This window comes from Streptomyces sp. NPDC002032 (genome assembly GCF_042890765.1).
Lineage (GTDB): Bacteria > Actinomycetota > Actinomycetes > Streptomycetales > Streptomycetaceae > Streptomyces.
The window spans coordinates 1-19,221 of the sequence record NZ_JBIASM010000002.1; the positions used below are offsets into that span (position 1 = coordinate 1).

15 protein-coding genes and 1 rRNA gene are annotated in these 19,221 nt (G+C 73.1%); 8 read left to right on the forward strand and 8 right to left on the reverse strand.

Features of this window, described 5'->3' with window-relative positions:
• Positions 1-137: 137 nt before the first annotated feature.
• Positions 138-255: ribosomal RNA gene (rrf, locus tag ACFYYT_RS04140) — 5S ribosomal RNA — on the forward strand.
• Positions 256-329: 74 nt separating this feature from the next.
• Here the strand turns inward: rrf and ACFYYT_RS04145 are convergent.
• The 6 genes from ACFYYT_RS04145 to ACFYYT_RS04170 are packed head-to-tail and all read right to left on the reverse strand — an operon-like array spanning position 330 to position 6,488.
• Positions 330-629 (reverse strand): hypothetical protein, encoded by a 300-nt coding sequence (locus tag ACFYYT_RS04145; protein ID WP_351826900.1) that lies wholly within the window; start codon positions 627-629, stop codon positions 330-332.
• Positions 630-688: 59 nt separating this feature from the next.
• Positions 689-1,999, reverse strand: coding sequence for a DUF58 domain-containing protein (locus ACFYYT_RS04150; protein ID WP_351826898.1), 1,311 nt, complete (start codon positions 1,997-1,999; stop codon positions 689-691).
• Positions 1,999-2,961: a MoxR family ATPase gene (locus ACFYYT_RS04155; protein ID WP_351826896.1), complete on the reverse strand. Its 963-nt coding sequence runs from the start codon at positions 2,959-2,961 to the stop codon at positions 1,999-2,001. Before ACFYYT_RS04155 ends, ACFYYT_RS04150 begins: the two co-directional genes overlap by 1 nt.
• The gene (locus tag ACFYYT_RS04160) at positions 2,958-4,550 is read right to left on the reverse strand and encodes a DUF4350 domain-containing protein (RefSeq protein WP_388606911.1); all 1,593 of its coding nucleotides are present in this window, start codon (positions 4,548-4,550) and stop codon (positions 2,958-2,960) included. The genes ACFYYT_RS04155 and ACFYYT_RS04160 overlap by 4 nt, the downstream gene beginning before the upstream one ends.
• On the reverse strand, positions 4,547-5,218 hold the full coding sequence (locus ACFYYT_RS04165; RefSeq protein ID WP_351826894.1) for a DUF4129 domain-containing protein: 672 nt from the start codon (positions 5,216-5,218) through the stop codon (positions 4,547-4,549). The genes ACFYYT_RS04160 and ACFYYT_RS04165 overlap by 4 nt, the downstream gene beginning before the upstream one ends.
• A 7-nt stretch (positions 5,219-5,225) precedes the next feature.
• Positions 5,226-6,488 (reverse strand): hypothetical protein, encoded by a 1,263-nt coding sequence (locus tag ACFYYT_RS04170; RefSeq protein ID WP_351826893.1) that lies wholly within the window; start codon positions 6,486-6,488, stop codon positions 5,226-5,228.
• A 235-nt stretch (positions 6,489-6,723) separates the two neighbouring features.
• Here ACFYYT_RS04170 and mtrA point away from each other — a divergent pair, with 235 nt between their 5' ends.
• The 6 genes from mtrA to ACFYYT_RS04200 all read left to right on the forward strand — a co-directional run bounded on the left by mtrA (position 6,724) and on the right by ACFYYT_RS04200 (position 14,219).
• Positions 6,724-7,413: a two-component system response regulator MtrA gene (mtrA, locus tag ACFYYT_RS04175; protein ID WP_351826892.1), complete on the forward strand. Its 690-nt coding sequence runs from the start codon at positions 6,724-6,726 to the stop codon at positions 7,411-7,413.
• 97 nt (positions 7,414-7,510) lie between these two features.
• Complete coding sequence (mtrB, locus tag ACFYYT_RS04180) at positions 7,511-9,391, forward strand: MtrAB system histidine kinase MtrB (protein ID WP_388607140.1); 1,881 nt, start codon at positions 7,511-7,513, stop codon at positions 9,389-9,391.
• Between the two features lie 133 nt (positions 9,392-9,524).
• A complete protein-coding gene (locus ACFYYT_RS04185) occupies positions 9,525-11,261 on the forward strand; it encodes an LpqB family beta-propeller domain-containing protein (RefSeq protein WP_351826888.1) in 1,737 nt (578 codons plus the stop codon).
• A 169-nt stretch (positions 11,262-11,430) separates the two neighbouring features.
• Positions 11,431-12,177 carry a phosphoribosyltransferase family protein gene (locus ACFYYT_RS04190; protein ID WP_351826887.1) on the forward strand — a complete coding sequence of 249 codons (747 nt, stop codon included), beginning with the start codon at positions 11,431-11,433 and terminating at the stop codon, positions 12,175-12,177.
• A gap of 311 nt (positions 12,178-12,488) precedes the next feature.
• Entirely contained in the window at positions 12,489-13,184 is a 696-nt protein-coding gene (gene hpf, locus ACFYYT_RS04195) for a ribosome hibernation-promoting factor, HPF/YfiA family (RefSeq protein ID WP_351826886.1), read from the forward strand.
• A 285-nt stretch (positions 13,185-13,469) separates the two neighbouring features.
• On the forward strand, positions 13,470-14,219 hold the full coding sequence (locus ACFYYT_RS04200) for a response regulator transcription factor (protein ID WP_351826884.1): 750 nt from the start codon (positions 13,470-13,472) through the stop codon (positions 14,217-14,219).
• A 5-nt stretch (positions 14,220-14,224) separates the two neighbouring features.
• Here the strand turns inward: ACFYYT_RS04200 and ACFYYT_RS04205 are convergent, their stop codons facing one another.
• Both ACFYYT_RS04205 and ACFYYT_RS04210 read right to left on the reverse strand, forming a co-directional pair.
• Positions 14,225-15,403 carry a DNA glycosylase AlkZ-like family protein gene (locus ACFYYT_RS04205; protein WP_351826883.1) on the reverse strand — a complete coding sequence of 393 codons (1,179 nt, stop codon included), beginning with the start codon at positions 15,401-15,403 and terminating at the stop codon, positions 14,225-14,227.
• A gap of 9 nt (positions 15,404-15,412) precedes the next feature.
• Positions 15,413-15,994, reverse strand: a complete 582-nt coding sequence (locus tag ACFYYT_RS04210) for a GNAT family N-acetyltransferase (RefSeq protein ID WP_351826882.1) — start codon at positions 15,992-15,994, stop codon at positions 15,413-15,415.
• Between the two features lie 226 nt (positions 15,995-16,220).
• Here ACFYYT_RS04210 and secA point away from each other — a divergent pair, with 226 nt between their 5' ends.
• Positions 16,221-19,013: a preprotein translocase subunit SecA gene (gene secA, locus ACFYYT_RS04215; protein WP_351826881.1), complete on the forward strand. Its 2,793-nt coding sequence runs from the start codon at positions 16,221-16,223 to the stop codon at positions 19,011-19,013.
• Positions 19,014-19,221 lie beyond the last annotated feature (208 nt).

Genomic DNA, 19,221 nt, shown 5'->3' on the forward strand with positions numbered 1-19,221 from the left:
CAGATGTGGAAGCCCGGTAACGGGTGGAGCTGACTGGTACTAATAGGCCGAGGGCTTGTCCTCAGTTGCTCGCGTCCACTGTGTTAGTTCTGAAGTAACGAACTGTGTCCATATCCGGTTGGTTAACTTCATAGTGTTTCGGTGGTCATAGCGTTAGGGAAACGCCCGGTTTACATTCCGAACCCGGAAGCTAAGCCTTTCAGCGCCGATGGTACTGCAGGGGGGACCCTGTGGGAGAGTAGGACGCCGCCGAACAATCATTGTGGGAAAGCCCCGCACCAGGAAACTGGTGCGGGGCTTTTCTGCGTTTACGGGGTACCCCGCTTTTGTCACCAGTCGGCGGGGTAGCTCTTGAGGCCGCTGGTGTCGAGGGTCCAGCGGCCGGCGGTGGCCATGAGGTCGGGCACCTTCGTCAGTCCTGTGTGTGGATCACCCATGGTCGTGTTGTTGAGGGCCATGACCTCGGGTGTCTGGGCTTCGATCTGGCGGCGCAGACGCACGACATTGAGCCCATGGGGAGCCGCGGGGCTCAGCATCGTGAGGGAGATCTGACCATCGGTGGTCTGCACCTTCCACCGGTCTTCCTGGTGCTCGGCCAGCTCGGCCAGCTGTTCCGCGAAATCGTGCATGCGGCGCAGCTGCTCGGGGGTGAGGTCGGCCAAAGTGCCCTCCGGGGTGGTGCGGGGGGTTACAGGCGGCCGGCGGCCTTGAGGGAGAGGTAGGTGTCGGCCAGGGTGGGGGGAAGGGCTTCGGGGGTGGCGTCGACCACGTGGACGCCGTGGCGGGAGAGTTGCTCCGCGGTGCGGCGGCGCTGGGACTGGGCCTGGGTGGCCGCGGCGGCCTCGTACACGGAGTCCAGGGAGCCGCGGGCGGCGGCCATCTCGGCGATGTGGGGGTCCGCGACCGAGGCGACGATCACCGTGTGCCGCTGGGTGAGGCGGGGGAGGAGCGGGAGCAGGCCCTCTTCGATCGGGGCCGCCTCCAGACTTGTCAGGAGCACGACCAGTGAGCGCCGGGGGGTGCTGCGCAGGATCGTGGAGACCAGGCTGCGGGCGTCCGTCTCGACGAGGGCCGGTTCGAGGCCGGCCATGGCGTTGACGAAGGCCGGGAGGGTGTCGGCGGCCGAGCGGGCCTGGATCTGGGCGCGGGGGCGGCGGTCGTGGGCCAGCAGGTCGACGCGGTCGCCGGCGCGGGTGGCCAGGGCCGCGAGGAGCAGCGCCGCGTCCATGGCGGAGTCCAGGCGGGGGGCGTCGCCGACGCGGCCCGCCGAGGTGCGTCCGGTGTCCAGGCAGATCAGGATGTGCCGGTCGCGTTCGGGGCGCCAGGTGCGGAGGGCGACCTTGGGCCGGCGGGCGGTGGCCCGCCAGTCGATGGAACGGGTGTCGTCGCCGGGTACGTAGTCGCGCAGGCTGTCGAACTCGGTGCCCTCACCGCGCGTCAGGACGCTGGTGCGGCCGTCGAGTTCGCGCAGGCGGGCGAGGCGGGACGGGAGGTGCTTGCGGCTGGTGAACGGCGGCAGGACGCGGACCGTCCAGGGGACGGTGTGGGAGCCCTGGCGGGCGAGCAGGCCGAGGGGGCCGTAGGAGCGGACCGTGACGCGGGCGGCCCGGCGGTCGCCGCGCCGGGTGGGGCGCAGCCGGGTGGTGAGGCGGCGGCGTTCGCCGCCGGGCACGGTCAGGGTGTGGCGGGAGGCGGCGGCCTCGGTGCCGGGCTGCCAGCTGCTGGGGGGCCAGGCGTCGCGGATGCGGGCGCGCAGGGTGCGGCCGGCGGGGTTGGCGACGGTGAGGTGGACGTCGGCCGGTTCGCCGAGTCGGACCGAGGTGGCCCCCGAGCGGGTCAGTTCCAGGGTGCGGACGGGCGCCGCGAGGGCGTAGTCGACGCAGCAGGCCAGCGCGAGGGGGCCGTTGACGGCGAGGATCCCCGTCCAGCTGGGTTCGAGGACGCCGACCGGGATGCTGGCGAGGGCCGCGATCAGGGCGGCGCGTCCGGTGAGGGCCATCAGCGGGGTACGGGGACGTGGGAGAGGATCGCGGTGATCACGGCGTCGGCCGTGACGCCCTCCATCTCGGCTTCCGGGCGCAGTTGGACGCGGTGGCGCAGGGTGGGCAGGGCCAGGGCCTTGACGTCGTCGGGGGTGACGTAGTCGCGGCCGGTGAGCCAGGCCCAGGCGCGGGCGGTGGCCAGCAGGGCGGTCGCGCCTCGGGGGGAGACGCCGAGGGTGAGGGACGGCGATTCGCGGGTGGCGCGGCAGAGGTCGACGACGTACGCGGTGATCTCGGGGGAGACGGTGGTGCGGGCGACGGCCTCGCGGGCGGCTTCGAGGTCGCGGGCGCCGGCGACGGGGCGGATGCCCGCGGCGTGCAGGTCGCGGGGGTCGAAGCCGGCGGCGTGCCGGGTCAGGACGCCGATCTCGTCCTCGCGGGAGGGCAGGGGGACCGTCAGCTTGAGGAGGAAGCGGTCCAGTTGGGCCTCGGGGAGGGGGTACGTGCCCTCGTACTCGACCGGGTTCATGGTGGCGGCGACGAGGAAGGGCTCCGGGAGCTTGCGGGGGGTGCCGTCGACGGTGACCTGGCGTTCCTCCATCGCTTCGAGGAGGGAGGACTGGGTCTTGGGGGGCGTGCGGTTGATCTCGTCGGCGAGGAGGAGGTTGGTGAAGACCGGGCCGTCCTGGAAGGAGAACTCGGCGGTGCGGGCGTCGTAGACGAGGGAGCCGGTGACGTCGCTCGGCATCAGGTCGGGGGTGAACTGGACCCGCTTGGTGTCGAGTTCGAGGGAGGCGGCGAGGGCGCGGACCAGGAGGGTCTTCGCGACGCCGGGTACGCCTTCGAGGAGGACGTGGCCGCGGCACAGGAGGGCGACGACGAGGCCGGTGACGGCGGAGTCCTGGCCGACCACGGCCTTCGCGATCTCGGTGCGGAGCGCTTCCAGGGAGGAACGGGCGCTGTCCGTGGTGGCCGTCATGAGGTGCGGACCTCTCTTTCGAGGGCGTCGAGGTGGTCGGCGAGCGCGACGAGTGCCGCGTCGTCGGCGGGGGTGGGGCCGAACAGGAGGGTGGTGGCCGGGTCGTTGGGGCCGGCGCCGGTGTGGAGGCGGGCGGTCACGGCGGGGACCAGGGTGACGGGGTCGTGGGCCTGCGGGGCCGGTACGCCGACCAGGGCGGCGAGGCGTTCGCGGGTGGCGGCGCGCAGTACGGTCGCGGCGCGGTCGCGGGCGGCGGCCTTGCGGTAGAGGCGGGCGCGGCCTTCGGTGGCCTCGGAGGCGCGGATCGCGACGGGGAGGTCCTCGGTGACGAGGGGGCCGAGGCGGCGGGCCCGCCACAGGGCGGCGAGGACGGCGGCGACGAACAGCTGGAGCAGGGCCCAGGCCCAGCCGGCGGGGACGAGGTCGAGGAGGCCCTGTTCGTCGGAGCCGGTGTCGGAGGCCATGTCCGCGAGGGTGGGCAGGTACCAGACGAGGTCCGGGCGGGAGCCGAGGAGCTGGAGGCCGAGGGAGGCGTTGCCCTGGTCGGCGAGCCGGTCGTTGCGCAGGAAGGACGCGGAGCCGAGGAGGACGGTGTCGCCGCCCTTGGTGGTGCTGGGGAGGACGAGGACGGTGGGGTGGCCGCCGCTGGGGTAGCAGGCGGCGGAGCCGGGGAGGGCGGTGGTGTAGCGGAGGCCGTCGCCGGTGCCGGCCCGGCCGGCGGTGGCGGCTGCGGGGAGGGTGCAGTCCGTGCTGCCCGGGGCCCGGGGGTCGAGGTCGCGCTGGTGGGCGAAGCCCTGGGTGCGGGCGGCGGGGGCCAGGTCGGGGAGGCTGTCGCTGCCGGGGGCGACGAGGACGGTCCGGCCGCCGGAGAGTTCGATGGCGGAGCGGACGGCGCGCCGCTGGGGCTCGCCGAGCAGGTCGGGGTCGCTGACCAGCAGGGTGGTGGCGGGGCCGGTGGCTGCGGCGGCCTCGTCGGCGTTGGTGACGACCCGGCTGGTGACGCCGTGCTCCTTGAGGAGCTGGGCGAGGGCGCGGGTGCCGTCGGGGTCGGCGGAGCGGGGGTCGAGGAGGCCGTGGCGGTCGCCGGTCTGGAGCCCGGCGAGGGCGACGGCCGCGACGAGCACGATCCCGAGGGCGAGGAGGATCCCCCGGGCGCGGGCCCAGAGCCGGGCGGGGGAGGCGTCGGCGGAGGTGCTGCCCGTGCGCTTGCGCTTGCCCTGGCCGGGCGGGGTGGGGGATGCGGGGGTGCCGGGGGCGGTGCCGGTGCCCGTGCCGGGTGCGGGTGCCGGGGTGCTCGGGCGGGCGGGGTCGGGCATGCCCGGGCCGGGCGGAGTGGCGGGGGTGGGGGCGCCGGGGAGGGTGCCCTCGCCGGGCCGGATGGCGGGGGTGGGGGCGCCGGGGGCGGGTGCGGGGGTGCTCGGGCTCTCGGGCATGGCGGGCATGCCCGGGCCGGGCGGAGTGGCGGGGGTGGGGGTGGCGGGGCGCGTGCCCTTGCCCGACGAGGTGGCGGGGTGGCTGCCCTCGCCGGGTGGGGTGGCGGGGCGCGGGTTCTCGCCGGGCGGGGTGCCCGGGGTGGGGTCGGGGGTCATCGGGGGGCCGCCGGTTTGGTGTGGGTCAGGGTTTCGTCCAGGGCGCGCAGGCGGGTGTAGGCCTCGGGGTCGCCCGCGCGGCCGCCGTAGGTGACCTCGTCGAAGGCGCGGGCGGCGGCGCTCAGGTCGCCGGCGTGGGCGGGCAGCGCGGTGGCGGCTTCGGCGGCGGCCTCGTCGGCGGTGCGGCCCGGGCGGGGGTCGAGGAGGGTGCGTTCCTCCAGGGAGCGGACGAGGGCGCGCATGCGTTCCTGGACGGCTTCGGTCCAGCGGCCGGCCGCCGCGTGGGCCTCGGCGGCCGTGCGGTGGTCGGCGGCGCTGCGGGGGCCCTGGTCGAAGAGGGTGCCGGCGCCGGTGGCGGTGCGGCGGGGGGTGCCGAGCCGCCACCACAGGGCGGCGACGGCCAGTACGACGAGGAGGGCGACGGCGAACAGGCCGAGGCCGCCGCCCGGGGTGGCGCCCGCGGCGCGGTCGAGGAACCCGCCGAGCCACTCCCAGAGGCGGTCCAGGGCGCGCTGGAGGAGCCCCGGGTCGTGCTGGTGGTAGGCGGGCTTGGACAGCTCGCGTTCGGCCGCCTCGCGGGCGGCGTCGCGCGGTGTCGTCACCGGTGGTGTCCCGGAGCGCGGCAGCAGGGCCGCCGCGCCCGTGACGATGAGTCCCCCCGTCCCCATCGGTGCGTCAGCCTCCGGTGACCGGTCCGGCGCCGCCCTGGCCGGCGGCCCGGGCGAGCTCCAGGTCCAGGGCTTCGCGGCGGATGCGCTGGTCGACGTAGAGGAGGGTGGTGACGCCCGTCTGCATGGGCACCGTGACGGCGGAGCCGATGATCCCGCCCAGCGCGGTGATGATCAGGAAGGTCCAGCTGGTGGCCGCGGTGCCGTCGAGGAGGCCGCTGAAGCCGCCGGGGGCGAGGAACAGGGCGATGCCCGCGAACGGCATCACGATGATTCCCGCGGTGATGGTCCGCAGGACCCAGGTCAGCAGGCTGATGCCGAAGATCCGCCACCAGGAGCCGCGGACGAGCTTCGCGGAGCGCTTGAGGGCGTCGGAGACCGAGCCGCGTTCCAGCATCAGCGCGGGGGGCGCCAGGACGAAGGTCACGTAGAACCAGGCCAGGAGCACCAGGCCGACGGGGACGCCGAGGGCGGCGGCCGTGACGTTGCCCGTGAGGATGCCGGGCAGGGCCGGTACGAAGGCGGCGGCCAGGGCGCCCAGCACGAGGAAGGCGATCAGGCCGATCATGCGCGGGGCCAGCGGGCGCACGGCCTTCAGGGTGCCGGAGACGGTGGAGGTCCGGCCGAGGACGGCGCTGCTGACGACGGGCGCGAGCAGGGCGGTGACCAGGAACAGTCCGAGGGCTTCCAGGAAGTACTGGGCGCCGTAGAGGAAGGCCGTGTTGCCCAGCTGGTCGGCGAGCTCCGCGTCGGTGGGCCTGCGGCCGGTGGAGAGGAGGGCGCTGTCGACGGTGGCGCGCTGGACGAAGAGCAGCCCGATCTGGCACAGGGCGGCGACGACGAGGCTGATGGAGAGCACGGAGCGCCAGTGGCCGCGCAGGGTGCTGACCGCGCCGTCCAGGATCTCGCCGAGGCCGAGGGGCCGCAGCGGGATCACCCCGGGCTTGGCGGCGGGCGGCGGGCCGCCCCAGCCGCCGGGGGCGCCCGGGTAGCCGTAGGGCGCGCCGGGCTGCTGGTGCTGGCCGGGCTGGGAGGGGGAGTCGTACGAGCCCCAGCCGGCGGGCCGGCTCGGGGGCGCCGGCGGCGCCGGGGCGGGGGCGGGCGGCGGGGTGGTGCCCGGGCTCGACCACTGTCCGGGCGGCGGCTGGGCGGCGGACCACTTGCCGTCGCCGGCGGGCGGCGCGGCGGGCGCCGCGGCGGGCCGGTCGGCTTCGGAGCCCTGGCCGTCGGACGGGGATCCGGGCGTGGCCCAGCCCGGAGAGTCGTTCATCGTCGCTCCTTCACGTGCACCTGCCGTGGCCGGCGCGCTGGTCGGCTGCCATCGTGCCACGGGCGATCACGGAAGGGACCGGCCGTCCCCCACGATCCCCGGCCGCTCGTCCCTTCAATTGTCGCGCGGATCCGAGGCAGACTGGTCGTCCTGATCACCACGCAGGTCCGAGGGGCGATTTCCAGCCCTTTTGGCTGTGGGACAGCTCACCGCCAGGTAACGATTAGCTAATGGGATGATGTCAAGCATGAAGGGACGAGTCCTTGTCGTCGACGACGACACCGCGCTGGCCGAGATGCTCGGCATTGTGCTGCGTGGAGAAGGTTTTGAGCCGTCGTTCGTAGCGGACGGCGACAAGGCGCTGGCTGCCTTCCGGGAGGCGAAGCCGGACCTGGTCCTGCTCGACCTCATGCTGCCCGGACGGGACGGCATAGAGGTGTGCAGGCTGATCCGGGCCGAGTCCGGGGTGCCGATCGTCATGCTCACCGCGAAGAGCGACACGGTCGACGTCGTGGTGGGCCTGGAATCGGGCGCCGACGACTACATCGTGAAGCCGTTCAAGCCGAAGGAGCTGGTCGCCCGGATCCGGGCGAGGCTGCGGCGTTCGGAGGAGCCGGCGCCGGAGCAGCTGGTCATCGGTGACCTGGTCATCGACGTGGCCGGTCACTCCGTCAAGCGGGACGGGGCCGCCATCGCGCTGACCCCGCTGGAGTTCGACCTGCTGGTCGCGCTCGCGCGCAAGCCGTGGCAGGTGTTCACCCGCGAGGTGCTCCTGGAGCAGGTCTGGGGCTACCGCCACGCGGCGGACACCCGCCTGGTCAACGTGCACGTGCAGCGGCTGCGCTCGAAGGTCGAGAAGGATCCGGAGCGCCCCGAGATCGTCGTGACGGTGCGTGGTGTCGGCTACAAGGCCGGACCCAGCTGACGTGCCGCCCGGCACACCCCGGGGCGGCTCCCGACGGGGAGTTCCGTGGGGCGGCCGGGTGCTGCGTCCGAGCAAGGACGGAACGCCCGGCGGCCCCGTGCTGCGGCTCTTCGTACGCCTCGTACGACGGCCGCTGCTTCCGGCTGTCCGCCTGTGGCGGCGCAACATCCAGCTCCGGGTGGTCGCGGCGACGCTGCTGATGTCGCTGGCGGTGGTCCTCGCGCTGGGTTTCGTCGTCATCGCGCAGGTCAGCAAGGGTCTCCTCGACGCCAAGGAGGAGGCCGCGCAGAGCCAGGCCGCGGGCGGGTTCGCGGTCGCCCAGGAGAAGGCCAACACGCCGTCCGCCGTGGACGGGGCCGACGCCGCCGACAACAAGGTGGGCCGGGACGCCAGTACCTGGATGAACTCCCTGGTCAAGCAGCTGGCCAGTGGCGGGCAGACCGCCTTCGAGGTGGTCGCGCTCGGTGCGGGCACCGGCGAGCAGGCGCCCGGCGCGCAGGGCGTCAAGGGCGCCCGCGCCTCCGGCAACGTCGATCCGACGGCGAGCGTCCCGCTGGAGCTGCGCCGGGCCGTCAACCACGCCACCGGCACCTTCAAGACCTTCTCGCAGATCAAGTACACAGCCGGGAGCGGGGAGAAGCTCCCGGAGCCCGCGCTGGTCGTCGGCAAGCGGCTGACCGACATCAACGGGGACCCGTACGACCTGTACTACCTCTTCCCGCTCACCCAGGAGGAGGAATCCCTCAACCTGGTCAAGAGCACCATCGCGACCGCCGGGCTGTTCGTCGTCGTGCTGCTCAGCGCCATCGCCTCGCTCGTCGTGCGGCAGATCGTGACGCCCGTGCGGATGGCCGCCGGGATCGCCGAGCGGCTCTCGGCCGGCCGGCTCCAGGAGCGGATGAAGGTCACCGGCGAGGACGACATCGCCCGTCTGGGCGAGGCCTTCAACAAAATGGCCCAGAACCTCCAGAACAAGATCCAGCAGCTGGAGGACCTCTCGCGGATGCAGCGCCGGTTCGTCTCGGACGTCTCCCACGAGCTGCGCACCCCGCTGACGACCGTCCGGATGGCCGCCGACGTCATCCACGACGCCCGGGTCGACTTCGATCCGGTCACGGCCCGCTCCGCGGAGCTTCTCGCCGGGCAGCTCGACCGCTTCGAGTCGCTCCTCGCCGACCTGCTGGAGATCAGCCGGTTCGACGCGGGCGCGGCCGCCCTGGAGGCGGAGCCCATCGACCTGCGCGACGTCGTGCGCCGGGTCATCGACGGCGCCGAGCCGCTCGCCGAGCACAAGGGCAGCCGCATCCGCGTCCTCGGCGACACCCAGCCGGTGATAGCGGAGGCCGACGCCCGCCGCGTGGAGCGGGTGCTGCGCAACCTCGTCGTCAACGCCGTCGAGCACGGCGAGGGCCGTGACGTGGTGGTCCGGCTCGCCTCGGCGGGCGGGGCCGTCGCGGTCGCCGTCCGCGACTACGGGGTCGGGCTCAAGCCCGGCGAGGCCACCCGCGTCTTCAACCGGTTCTGGCGCGCCGACCCGGCCCGGGCGCGCACCACCGGCGGTACGGGCCTGGGCCTGTCGATCGCCGTCGAGGACGCCCGGCTGCACGGCGGCTGGCTCCAGGCCTGGGGCGAGCCGGGCGGCGGCTCCCAGTTCCGCCTCACCCTGCCCCGTACCGCCGACGAGCCGCTGCGCGGATCGCCGATCCCGCTGGAGCCCGAGGACTCGCGGGGCAACCGGGCCCGGGCCGCGGCCGACGCCGCAGGGCGCCACAACGGCTCGGGCGGGCGGCCCGGTGCGGGGGGCGCGGGCCGCGCCGAGCGGGCCGACCGTTCGCCGATCCCGCCCAGGCCCGCCGTCACCACCGCCCAGCCCGTGCCCGCCGATCCGACCGCGCTGCCCGGCAACGGCGCCCGGGTCGTGGCCAGGCCCGCCGATCAGGGAGCAGCACAGGAGGATGGATCCGGTGGAGGACGCTGAACGGGCGCCGGCGGACGCGCGGCGCGCGCGGACCGTACGGCCTGTACGGGGCGTACGGCGTGGGGGGCCGGGAGGCATCGGGGCGGTCCTGGCGTGCGGCGCCGTGGGGGCGCTGCTGGCCGGCTGTGCCTCCATGCCCGACCGCGGTGAGATCCGGCGGGTGGACGCCGCGCAGGGCGTCGACTCCCAGGTACGGGTGTTCGGTGCCCCGCCGGCCGACAAGGCCAGCCCCGCCGACATCGTCGACGGCTTCCTGGAGGCCATGACCAGTGACGACCCGCAGCTGGCGACCGCCCGCAAGTACCTCACCGAGGGCGCCGCGAAGGAGTGGAAGCCCGGTTCGGCCGTCACCGTGCTCTCGGCGGGCCTCGACCGGGTGCCCGTCCACGGCGAGCGGGACCCCGAGGGGCCCCGCTGGAAGGTGACCGGCAAGAAGCTGGCGACCGTCGACGAGCGCAGCGCCTACCAGCCGGAGACCGGCGGCAAGCGGTACGAGGAGTTCCTCCAGCTGGTCCAGGTCGACAAGCAGTGGCGGATCGCGACCCCGCCCAGCGGCCTCGTGCTCAGCGAGTCCGACTTCCAGCGGATCTACAAGCCGGTGAACAAGTACTACTTCGCGGGCGGCAAGCTCGTCGCCGACCCGGTGTACGTGCGCCAGCGCAGCGACCCCGATTCGCGGATGGACCCGACCACGCAGACCGTGCAGTCGCTGCTCGCCGGTCCTTCCAAGTGGCTCGGTCCGGTCGTCTCCACCGCCTTCCCCACCGGCGCGGCCCTGCGCGAGGGCACCAAGTCCCTTTCCTACGACGGCCAGAACACCCTGCGCGTCCCGCTCAACGAGAAGGGCGGCAACGTCGGGCAGCCGCAGTGCCAGAAGATGGCCACCCAACTCCTCTACACGGTGCGGGACCTGACGGCCTCGCGGCTGGACCGGGTCGAACTGCTGCGCCCCGACGGCAGGTCCTCGTTGTGCTGGGTGACCGGATCGACCGCGTCGGTCCTCGCCAACCGGCCGCCGTCGCCGGAGCACCAGTACTACGTGGACAAGGACTCCAAGCTGGTCCGGATGGTCCTCAACGTCAACGCCGAGGAGCAGCAGCAGGACAAGCCGGAGCCCGCGCCGGGGCCGCTGGCCACCGCCGCGGCCTTCAAGGTGGGTTCGGCGGCCGTGACGTACGACGAGAAGCGGGCCGCGGTCGTCTCCGACGACGGGCACGGGCTGTACGTGGTGACGCTGACGACGGCGGGGCAGATGCCGCCGCCGCTGCTGAACAGCAAGACCGGCAAGCTGACGGCGCCCAGCTGGGACGCCCAGGGCGACCTGTGGATCGCGGACCTCGATCCGCAGACCCAGGGCCTGTACCGGATTCCCGGGGGGACCGGGGCGCCGCAGAAGGTGGACGTCGCCGGCCTGGACGGGGGCAAGATCACGGCGCTGAAGGCCTCGCCGGACGGGGTGCGGCTCGCGCTGCTCGTCGAGCGGGAGGGCGGGCGCAAGAACCTGTACCTCGGGCGGATCGAGCGGCCGGAGGTGCAGGGGGACGCGTCGCCGCTGTCGGTGCGGGAGCTGCGGCCGGCCGCCCCGCAGATGGCGGAGGTCACCGCGATGAGCTGGGCGCCGCGGGGGCGGCTGCTGGTGGTGGGCCGGGAGAGCGGCGGGGTCGACCAGGCCCGCTACATGCTGGCCGACGGGTCCATGGTCGCGGCGAGTCTGCCGGGGGCGACGGGGCTGAGCGCGATCGCGGCCGCCGAGGACGAGGCGAAGCCGGTCGTGGCCTCCTCGACGGAGGACGGCATCGTGTGGCTGCCGCCGGGGGCGCAGTGGCGCACGGTGGCGGCGGGCGGCCGGGCGCCGGTGTACCCGGGCTGAGGGGCGTGGGCTGGGGGGTGGCGCGTGCCGTGTGACGGGTGCCGCGTGACGTGTGGTGGCCGGCGTGTGACGGGTGCGGCGTGACGGGTGACGCGTGACGGGTGACGCGTGACGCCCCGGGTTTTCCACAGGGGTCGCGGGGGCGTGCGCCGCCCGGCAGGGTGGAGGCATGCGGGGGTGGTGGCAGGAGCTGGCGGGGCTGGTGCTGCCGTCCGACTGTGCGGGCTGCGGGGCCGCGCGCCGGGTGCTGTGCGAAGGCTGCCGGGGCGCGCTCGGCGGCGGCCGGGCCGGGCGGGTGCGTCCGGCGGCGCGCCGGGCGGGTCCCGTCGGGCTGCCCGTGGTCGTGGCCGGGGCCGCGTACGAGGGGGTCGTACGGGCCGTCGTACTGGCCCACAAGGAGCGCGGGGCGCTGCCGCTGGCCGGGCCGCTCGGCGCCGCCCTGGCCGCGGCGGTGCTCCGGGCCGACGCGGAGGGGGAGGGGGGCGGGGCGGGGGAGCTGGTGCTGGTCCCCGTACCGTCCGCGCGGCCGACGCTGCGGGCGCGCGGCCACGATCCGGCGCGCCGGGTGGCCCTGGCTGCCGCGGCCCGGCTGCGGGCGGGCGGTGTGCCCGCGCGGGTGGCGCCCGTGCTGCGGCTGCGGCGGCGGGTCGCCGACCAGGCGGGTCTGGGGGCGCGGGAGCGGCTGGAGAACCTGGCGGGGGCGCTGCGGGTGTGCGCGGGCGGGACGCGGGCAGTCGAGGGGGCGCGGATCGTTCTGGTGGACGACGTCATCACCACCGGGGCCACTCTCGCGGAGGCGGCGCGGGCGCTGAGGGCGGCCGGGCTGCGGGTGCGGGCTGCGGCCGTGGTGGCGGCGTCGGCGGACTCCTTCGGCGGAGAAACGGTCGGCAACTCGTACAGAGCAAAAAACTCGTGAATAGATTTGGAACTGCCGGGGAATGCGCATCGTTGCAGGTAGTAAGAGGGAACAGCCACCTGAACGGAGGTACGTTCCGGTAGCGGGTGCCGACAACCGGCATTGAGAGATATGTTCGGTTGTGAGGACTTCGTGTCAGTGCCCGTTCAGGGGGTTCTCTCTGCTCCGAAGTCGGTGGGATGTAGATCTTGCCGATGGGGGAGGAGGAGGTGAAAGTCGCCAAGTCCGAGGCTCCGGTGTTCACCGGGGCCTGGTGCGAAAGGGAGACGCTTCGCCGCTGGCGGTGGGGCTCTCCGGGAACGGAGTTCTGCGTGGACATCGTCGTCAAGGGCCGCAAGACCGAAGTGCCCGAGCGGTTCCGCAAGCACGTGGCCGAGAAGCTGAATCCCGAGCGGATCCAGAAGCTCGACGCCAAGGTGATCAGCTTGGACGTCGAGGTGTCCAAGGAGCACAACCCGCGGCAGGCCGACCGCTCTGACCGCGTGGAGATCACCCTGCATTCGCGGGGCCCGGTGATCCGGGCCGAGGCCGCGGCCGCCGACCCGTACGCGGCGCTGGACCTCGCCCAGGACAAGCTGGAGGCCCGGCTGCGCAAGCAGCACGACAAGCGGTTCACCCGGCGGGGCAACGGCCGGCTTTCGGCGGCGGAGGTCGCCGATGTGGTGCCCGGTGTCGCCTCGCTCAACAGCAACGGCGAGCCGGTCTCCCAGGAGCAGGCGGACGGGGTCCCGACCACTCGGATCGGACCCCTGGAAGTACAGGGCGAGGGCCCGCTGATCGTCCGCGAGAAGACCCACTCGGCCGGACCGATGTCGCTCGACCAGGCGCTCTACGAGATGGAACTGGTCGGACACGACTTCTACCTGTTCGTCGACTCCGACACCAAGATGCCGAGCGTCGTCTACCGCCGTCACGCCTACGACTACGGCGTCGTCCACCTGAACGCCGATGGCGCCTCCAGCTCGGACGAGCCGGCCGCGGGCGCGGGCGGCGCGCTGGGCGGCTGACCCCCTCTCCGTTGCCCCCGCGGAGCGCCCGAGGCGCTCCGCGGGGGCACCTGTACGAGGTGCCGTGGCAGGTGCCGTGGCCGAAAATCGGCCGTATCCCGGCCTGATCCGGCCGGGAGGTGACCGGGATGCGTCGGAGGGTGGCCGGTAGTGGCTCGTATGGGCCGCACGGCCGCCGACGTGCCCCCTCGCCGACACCCGGGCATGGAATCATGGCGGGCAGTCAACCGGTGGCGGACCCCGCAGGGTTGACCCGGCAACTGGGCACATGCAGGGGGAGGAACGATGGCGGACGGCTTCGGGCCGGTACGCGGTGACGACGGCACGGGCTGTCGGGCGGCGGGCCTGGCGGACGCGGCGGCCGACCCGGCCGGGGAACCCATCCGGGTGCTCGTGGTCGACGACCACGCCCTCTTCCGGCGCGGGCTGGAGATCGTTCTCGCCCAGGAGGAGGACATCCAGGTCGTGGGCGAGGCCGGGGACGGGGCGGAGGCGGTGGACAAGGCCGCCGACCTGCTGCCGGACATCGTGCTGATGGACGTGCGGATGCCCCGGCGCGGCGGCATCGAGGCCTGTACCTCGATCAAGGAGGTGGCCCCCTCCGCGAAGATCATCATGCTGACGATCAGCGACGAGGAGGCGGACCTCTACGACGCGATCAAGGCGGGCGCCACGGGCTACCTGCTGAAGGAGATCTCCACGGACGAGGTCGCCACGGCGATCCGCGCGGTGGCGGACGGGCAGTCGCAGATCAGCCCGTCGATGGCGTCGAAGCTGCTGACCGAGTTCAAGTCGATGATCCAGCGCACCGACGAGCGCAGGCTGGTGCCCGCGCCGCGGCTGACCGACCGCGAGCTGGAGGTGCTGAAGCTGGTGGCGACCGGGATGAACAACCGGGACATCGCCAAGCAGTTGTTCATCTCGGAGAACACCGTCAAGAACCACGTGCGCAACATCCTGGAGAAGCTCCAGCTGCACTCGCGCATGGAGGCGGTCGTCTACGCGATGCGCGAGAAGATCCTGGAGATCCGCTAGTCCGCTCAGAGCGCCTTCAGTTCCGCGGTGACCGCGGCGGCCTCCTCGGGGGTGGAGGCGCGCTCGACGCGGACCGCGTCGCAGCCGACCCACTCCGCTGCCTCCCGCAGGGCCCGCGCCATCGGGGCGGCCGCCTTCGGGGTGGTCAGCGAGAGCTGGCGGGCCACCAGGGTGGTGCCCTCGCGGGCCGGGTCGACACGGCCCTGGAGCAGGCCGCCGGCCAGCAGCGGCATCGCGAAGTACCCGTGGACCCGCTGGGGTTTGGGGACGTAGGCCTCCAGCTTGTGGGCGAAGCCGAAGATCCGCTCCGTCCGCGGCCGGTCCCAGACGAGGGAGTCGAACGGCGAGAGCAGGGTGGTGCGGTGGCGGCCCCGCGGGGCCTCGGCCAGCGCCGCCGGGTCGGCCCAGGCGGCCTTGGCCCAGCCTTCGACCGCGACCGGGACCAGGCCGGAGTCCGCGATCACCGCGTCGACCTGTTCCCCCTTGAGCCGGTGGTAGTCGGCGAGGTCGGCGCGGGTGGCCACACCCAGGGACCGGCCCGCCAGGGCGACCAGCCGGCGCAGGCACTCGCGGTCGTCGAGGTCGTCGTGGAGCAGTTCGGCCGGCACCGCCCGCCCGGCCAGGTCGTAGACCCGCTTCCAGCCGCGGCGCTCGGTGCAGACGACGTCACCGGTGTCCAGCAGCCACTCCACCGCGATCTTGGTCTCGGACCAGTCCCACCAGGGGCCGCCGTTCTTCGCGCCGCCCAGTTCGGTCGAGGTCAGCGGCCCGTCGGCGGTCAGCCGGTCCAGGACCAGGCGGCAGGAGGCCTCCCGGTCGCGCATCTTGTGCCAGCGGTAGCCGTGTGCCCGCTTGACCCGGCGGCGGAAGGCGAAGTGGGGCCACTCCTCGATCGGCAGTACGCACGCCGCGTGCGACCAGTACTCGAAGGCGTGGTTCTCCGTCCAGTACGCCCGCTCCACCGTCTGCCGGCCGACCGCGCCCAGGCGTGCGTACGGGATCAGCTCGTGCGAGCGCGCCAGGACGGAGATGGTGTCCAGCTGGACGGCTCCCAGGTGGCGCAGCATCGCGCGGACGCCGCCCTTGCGGTCGGGTGCGCCGAGGAAGCCCTGGGCGCGCAGCGCGATGCGCCGGGCCTCGTCGGCGGACAGGGAGAGCGTCGGCTGCGGCAGGCTGCTGGTCATGGCCGCAGCCTAGGACCCGGCACTGACAGCGGGCAGGTAGGGAAGGGCGCAGGGCAGGCCGAGGTCGCCGGGGAGCAGGCCGCCGACCCAGCAGTCCCGGACGGTGCCGCCGCGGTGCAGGGCGGCCCGCAGCAGGCCCTCGACGCGGAAGCCGGCCTTCTCGGCGACGGCGCGCGAGCCCGCGTTGCCCACCTCGGCGCGCCATTCGAGCCGGGCGGCGCCCAGGGCGGTGAAGGTCCAGCGGGCGACGGCGCCGACGGCCTCGGTCATGTAGCCGTGGCCGCGGTGCTCCTTCGTCGCCCAGTAGCCGATCTCGTAGGCGTCGGCGCCGCGGACGTGGACGCCGACCGCCGCGACGAGCGGGCCGCCCCGGCCCAGGCGCACGGCGAAGCCGTACCCGGTGTCCGCGCGCCAGCCTTCGGGGACCAGCTCGTTCACGAAGGTCCTCGCGTGGGCGCGCTCGTAGGGGGAGGGCACCATGGTCCAGCGCTGGATGCCGGGGTCCTGGGCGGCGGCGTACACCTCGTCCTCGTCGGACGGGGCGAAGGGGCGCAGGTCCAGGCGTTCCGTTCGCAGTGTGGTGGGTTCCATCCACGGATTGTGGCGGTGCGGGGGAGCGCGGGCGAGCAGTTTCCGTCCCCACCGGCACCTTCGGCCCTGCCCACACGTTCTCATTCCGGGCACCCGTGCCCCGCGGATACGGCGGACCTCCCGGCGCGACCACGTCCTCGCTTACGATGGCCGTTGCGGTGGGGCCCACCTGCCGTGCCCGGTTACGAACAGTGCCCAGGCCCGACCGGCAAGGAGACAAACCTCGGTGTCCGTCTTCAACAAGCTCATGCGTGCAGGCGAAGGCAAGATCCTGCGCAAACTGCACCGCATCGCGGACCAGGTCAACTCCATCGAAGAGGACTTCGTCAACCTCTCCGACGCCGAGTTGCGCGCGCTCACGGACGAGTACAAGCAGCGGTACCAGGACGGCGAGAGCCTGGACGACCTGCTCCCCGAGGCGTTCGCGACCGTGCGCGAGGCCGCGAAGCGCGTCCTCGGCCAGCGTCACTACGACGTGCAGATCATGGGCGGCGCGGCCCTGCACCTGGGGTACGTGGCGGAGATGAAGACCGGTGAGGGCAAGACCCTCGTCGGTACCCTCCCGGCGTACCTGAACGCGCTGTCGGACAAGGGCGTCCACCTGATCACGGTGAACGACTACCTGGCCGAGCGCGACTCCGAGATGATGGGCCGCGTCCACAAGTTCCTGGGCCTGAGCGTCGGCTGCATCCTGGCGAACATGTCCCCGGCCCAGCGCCGGGAGCAGTACAGCTGTGACATCACGTACGGCACGAACAACGAGTTCGGCTTCGACTACCTGCGCGACAACATGGCGTGGTCGCAGGACGAGCTGGTGCAGCGCGGCCACAACTTCGCCGTGGTCGACGAGGTCGACTCGATCCTGGTCGACGAGGCCCGTACGCCGCTGATCATCTCGGGTCCGGCCGACCAGGCCACCAAGTGGTACGCCGACTTCGCCAAGCTCGTCACCCGGCTGACCAAGGGCGAGGCGGGCCAGCCGCTCAAGGGCATCGAGGAGACCGGCGACTACGAGGTCGACGAGAAGAAGCGCACCGTCGCCATCCACGAGGCGGGTGTCGCGAAGGTCGAGGACTGGCTCGGCATCGAGAACCTGTACGAGTCGGTGAACACTCCCCTCGTCGGTTACCTCAACAACGCGATCAAGGCCAAGGAACTCTTCAAGGCCGACAAGGACTACGTCGTCATCGACGGCGAGGTCATGATCGTCGACGAGCACACGGGCCGCATCCTGGCCGGCCGCCGGTACAACGAGGGCATGCACCAGGCCATCGAGGCGAAGGAAGGGGTGGACATCAAGGACGAGAACCAGACCCTCGCCACGATCACCCTGCAGAACTTCTTCCGCCTGTACACGAAGCTGTCGGGCATGACCGGTACGGCCATGACCGAGGCCGCCGAGTTCCACCAGATCTACAAGCTGGGCGTCGTGCCGATCCCGACGAACCGCGGGATGGTCCGCAAGGACCAGCCGGACCTGATCTACCGCACCGAGGTCGCGAAGTTCGCCGCGGTCGTCGACGACATCGCGGAGAAGCACGAGAAGGGCCAGCCGATCCTCGTCGGTACGACGTCGGTCGAGAAGTCCGAGTACCTCTCGCAGCAGCTCTCCAAGCGGGGCGTGCCGCACGAGGTCCTCAACGCCAAGCAGCACGAGCGCGAGGCCTCGATCGTCGCCCAGGCCGGCCGCCGCGGCGCGGTCACGGTCGCCACGAACATGGCCGGCCGCGGTACCGACATCAAGCTCGGCGGCAACCCGGACGACCTCGCCGAGGCGGAGCTGCGCCAGCGCGGCCTCGACCCGGAGGAGCACATCGAGGAGTGGGCGCACGCCCTGCCCGAGGCGCTCAAGCGTGCGGAGGCGGCCGTGAAGGCCGAGTTCGAGGAGGTCAAGGACCTCGGCGGGCTGTACGTGCTGGGCACCGAGCGGCACGAGTCGCGCCGTATCGACAACCAGCTGCGCGGCCGCTCGGGCCGCCAGGGCGACCCGGGCGAGTCCCGTTTCTACCTCTCGCTCGGTGACGACCTGATGCGTCTGTTCAAGGCGCAGATGGTCGAGCGGGTCATGGCGATGGCGAACGTGCCGGACGACGTGCCGATCGAGAACAAGATGGTGACGCGCGCGATCGCGTCCGCCCAGTCGCAGGTCGAGACCCAGAACTTCGAGACGCGCAAGAACGTCCTGAAGTACGACGAGGTCCTCAACAGCCAGCGCGAGGTCATCTACGGTGAGCGCCGCCGCGTCCTGGAGGGCGAGGACCTGCACGAGCAGGTCGTCTTCTTCATGGACGACACGATCGACGCGTACATCGCGGCCGAGACGGTCGAGGGCTTCGCCGAGGAGTGGGACCTGGACCGGCTGTGGGGTGCCTTCCGGCAGCTCTACCCGATCAAGGTGACGGTGGAGGAGCTGGAGGAGGCGGCCGGCGATCGTGCGGGCATCACCGCCGAGTTCATCGCCGAGTCCGTCAAGGACGACATCCACGAGCAGTACGCGGCGCGCGAGAAGGCGCTCGGCTCCGACGTCATGCGCGAGCTGGAGCGGCGCGTGGTGCTGTCGGTGCTGGACCGCAAGTGGCGCGAGCACCTCTACGAGATGGACTACCTCCAGGAGGGCATCGGCCTGCGGGCGATGGCCCAGAAGGACCCGCTGGTCGAGTACCAGCGGGAGGGCTTCGACATGTTCAACGCCATGATGGAGGGCATCAAGGAGGAGTCCGTCGGCTACCTGTTCAACCTGGAGGTCCAGGTCGAGCAGCAGGTCGAGGAGCTTCCGGTGCAGGCCGCGGCGCCGTCCCTGTCGAAGGAGCCGGCGGCCGCGCGTCCGGAGATCCGGGCCAAGGGCCTGGACGCTCCGCAGCGCCCGGACCGGCTGCACTTCTCCGCCCCGTCGGTGGACGGGGAGGGCGGGGTCGTCGAGGGCGAGTTCGACGCGGAGGGCGCCGGTGGCGACGGGATGACGCGGGCCGAGCGGCGCAAGGCGCAGAAGGCCTCCGGCGGGCGCCGGCGCAAGAAGTAACCCCGCTTCCGGGCGTACCGGCAGCACCACCACCATCGGCCGGGGCCGGACACCTGAGGGTGTCCGGCCCCGGCCGTCGTGGTGCGGGGCCGGATTCCGGCGGCGCCGGGCCGGCGGGCCGGGGTGGGGGGTGGGTGGGGGGTTGGGCCGGGTGGGTGACGGGGGGTCGCCTATCGGGGGGTGTGGGGGGTGGGGGCGGCCGTCCACC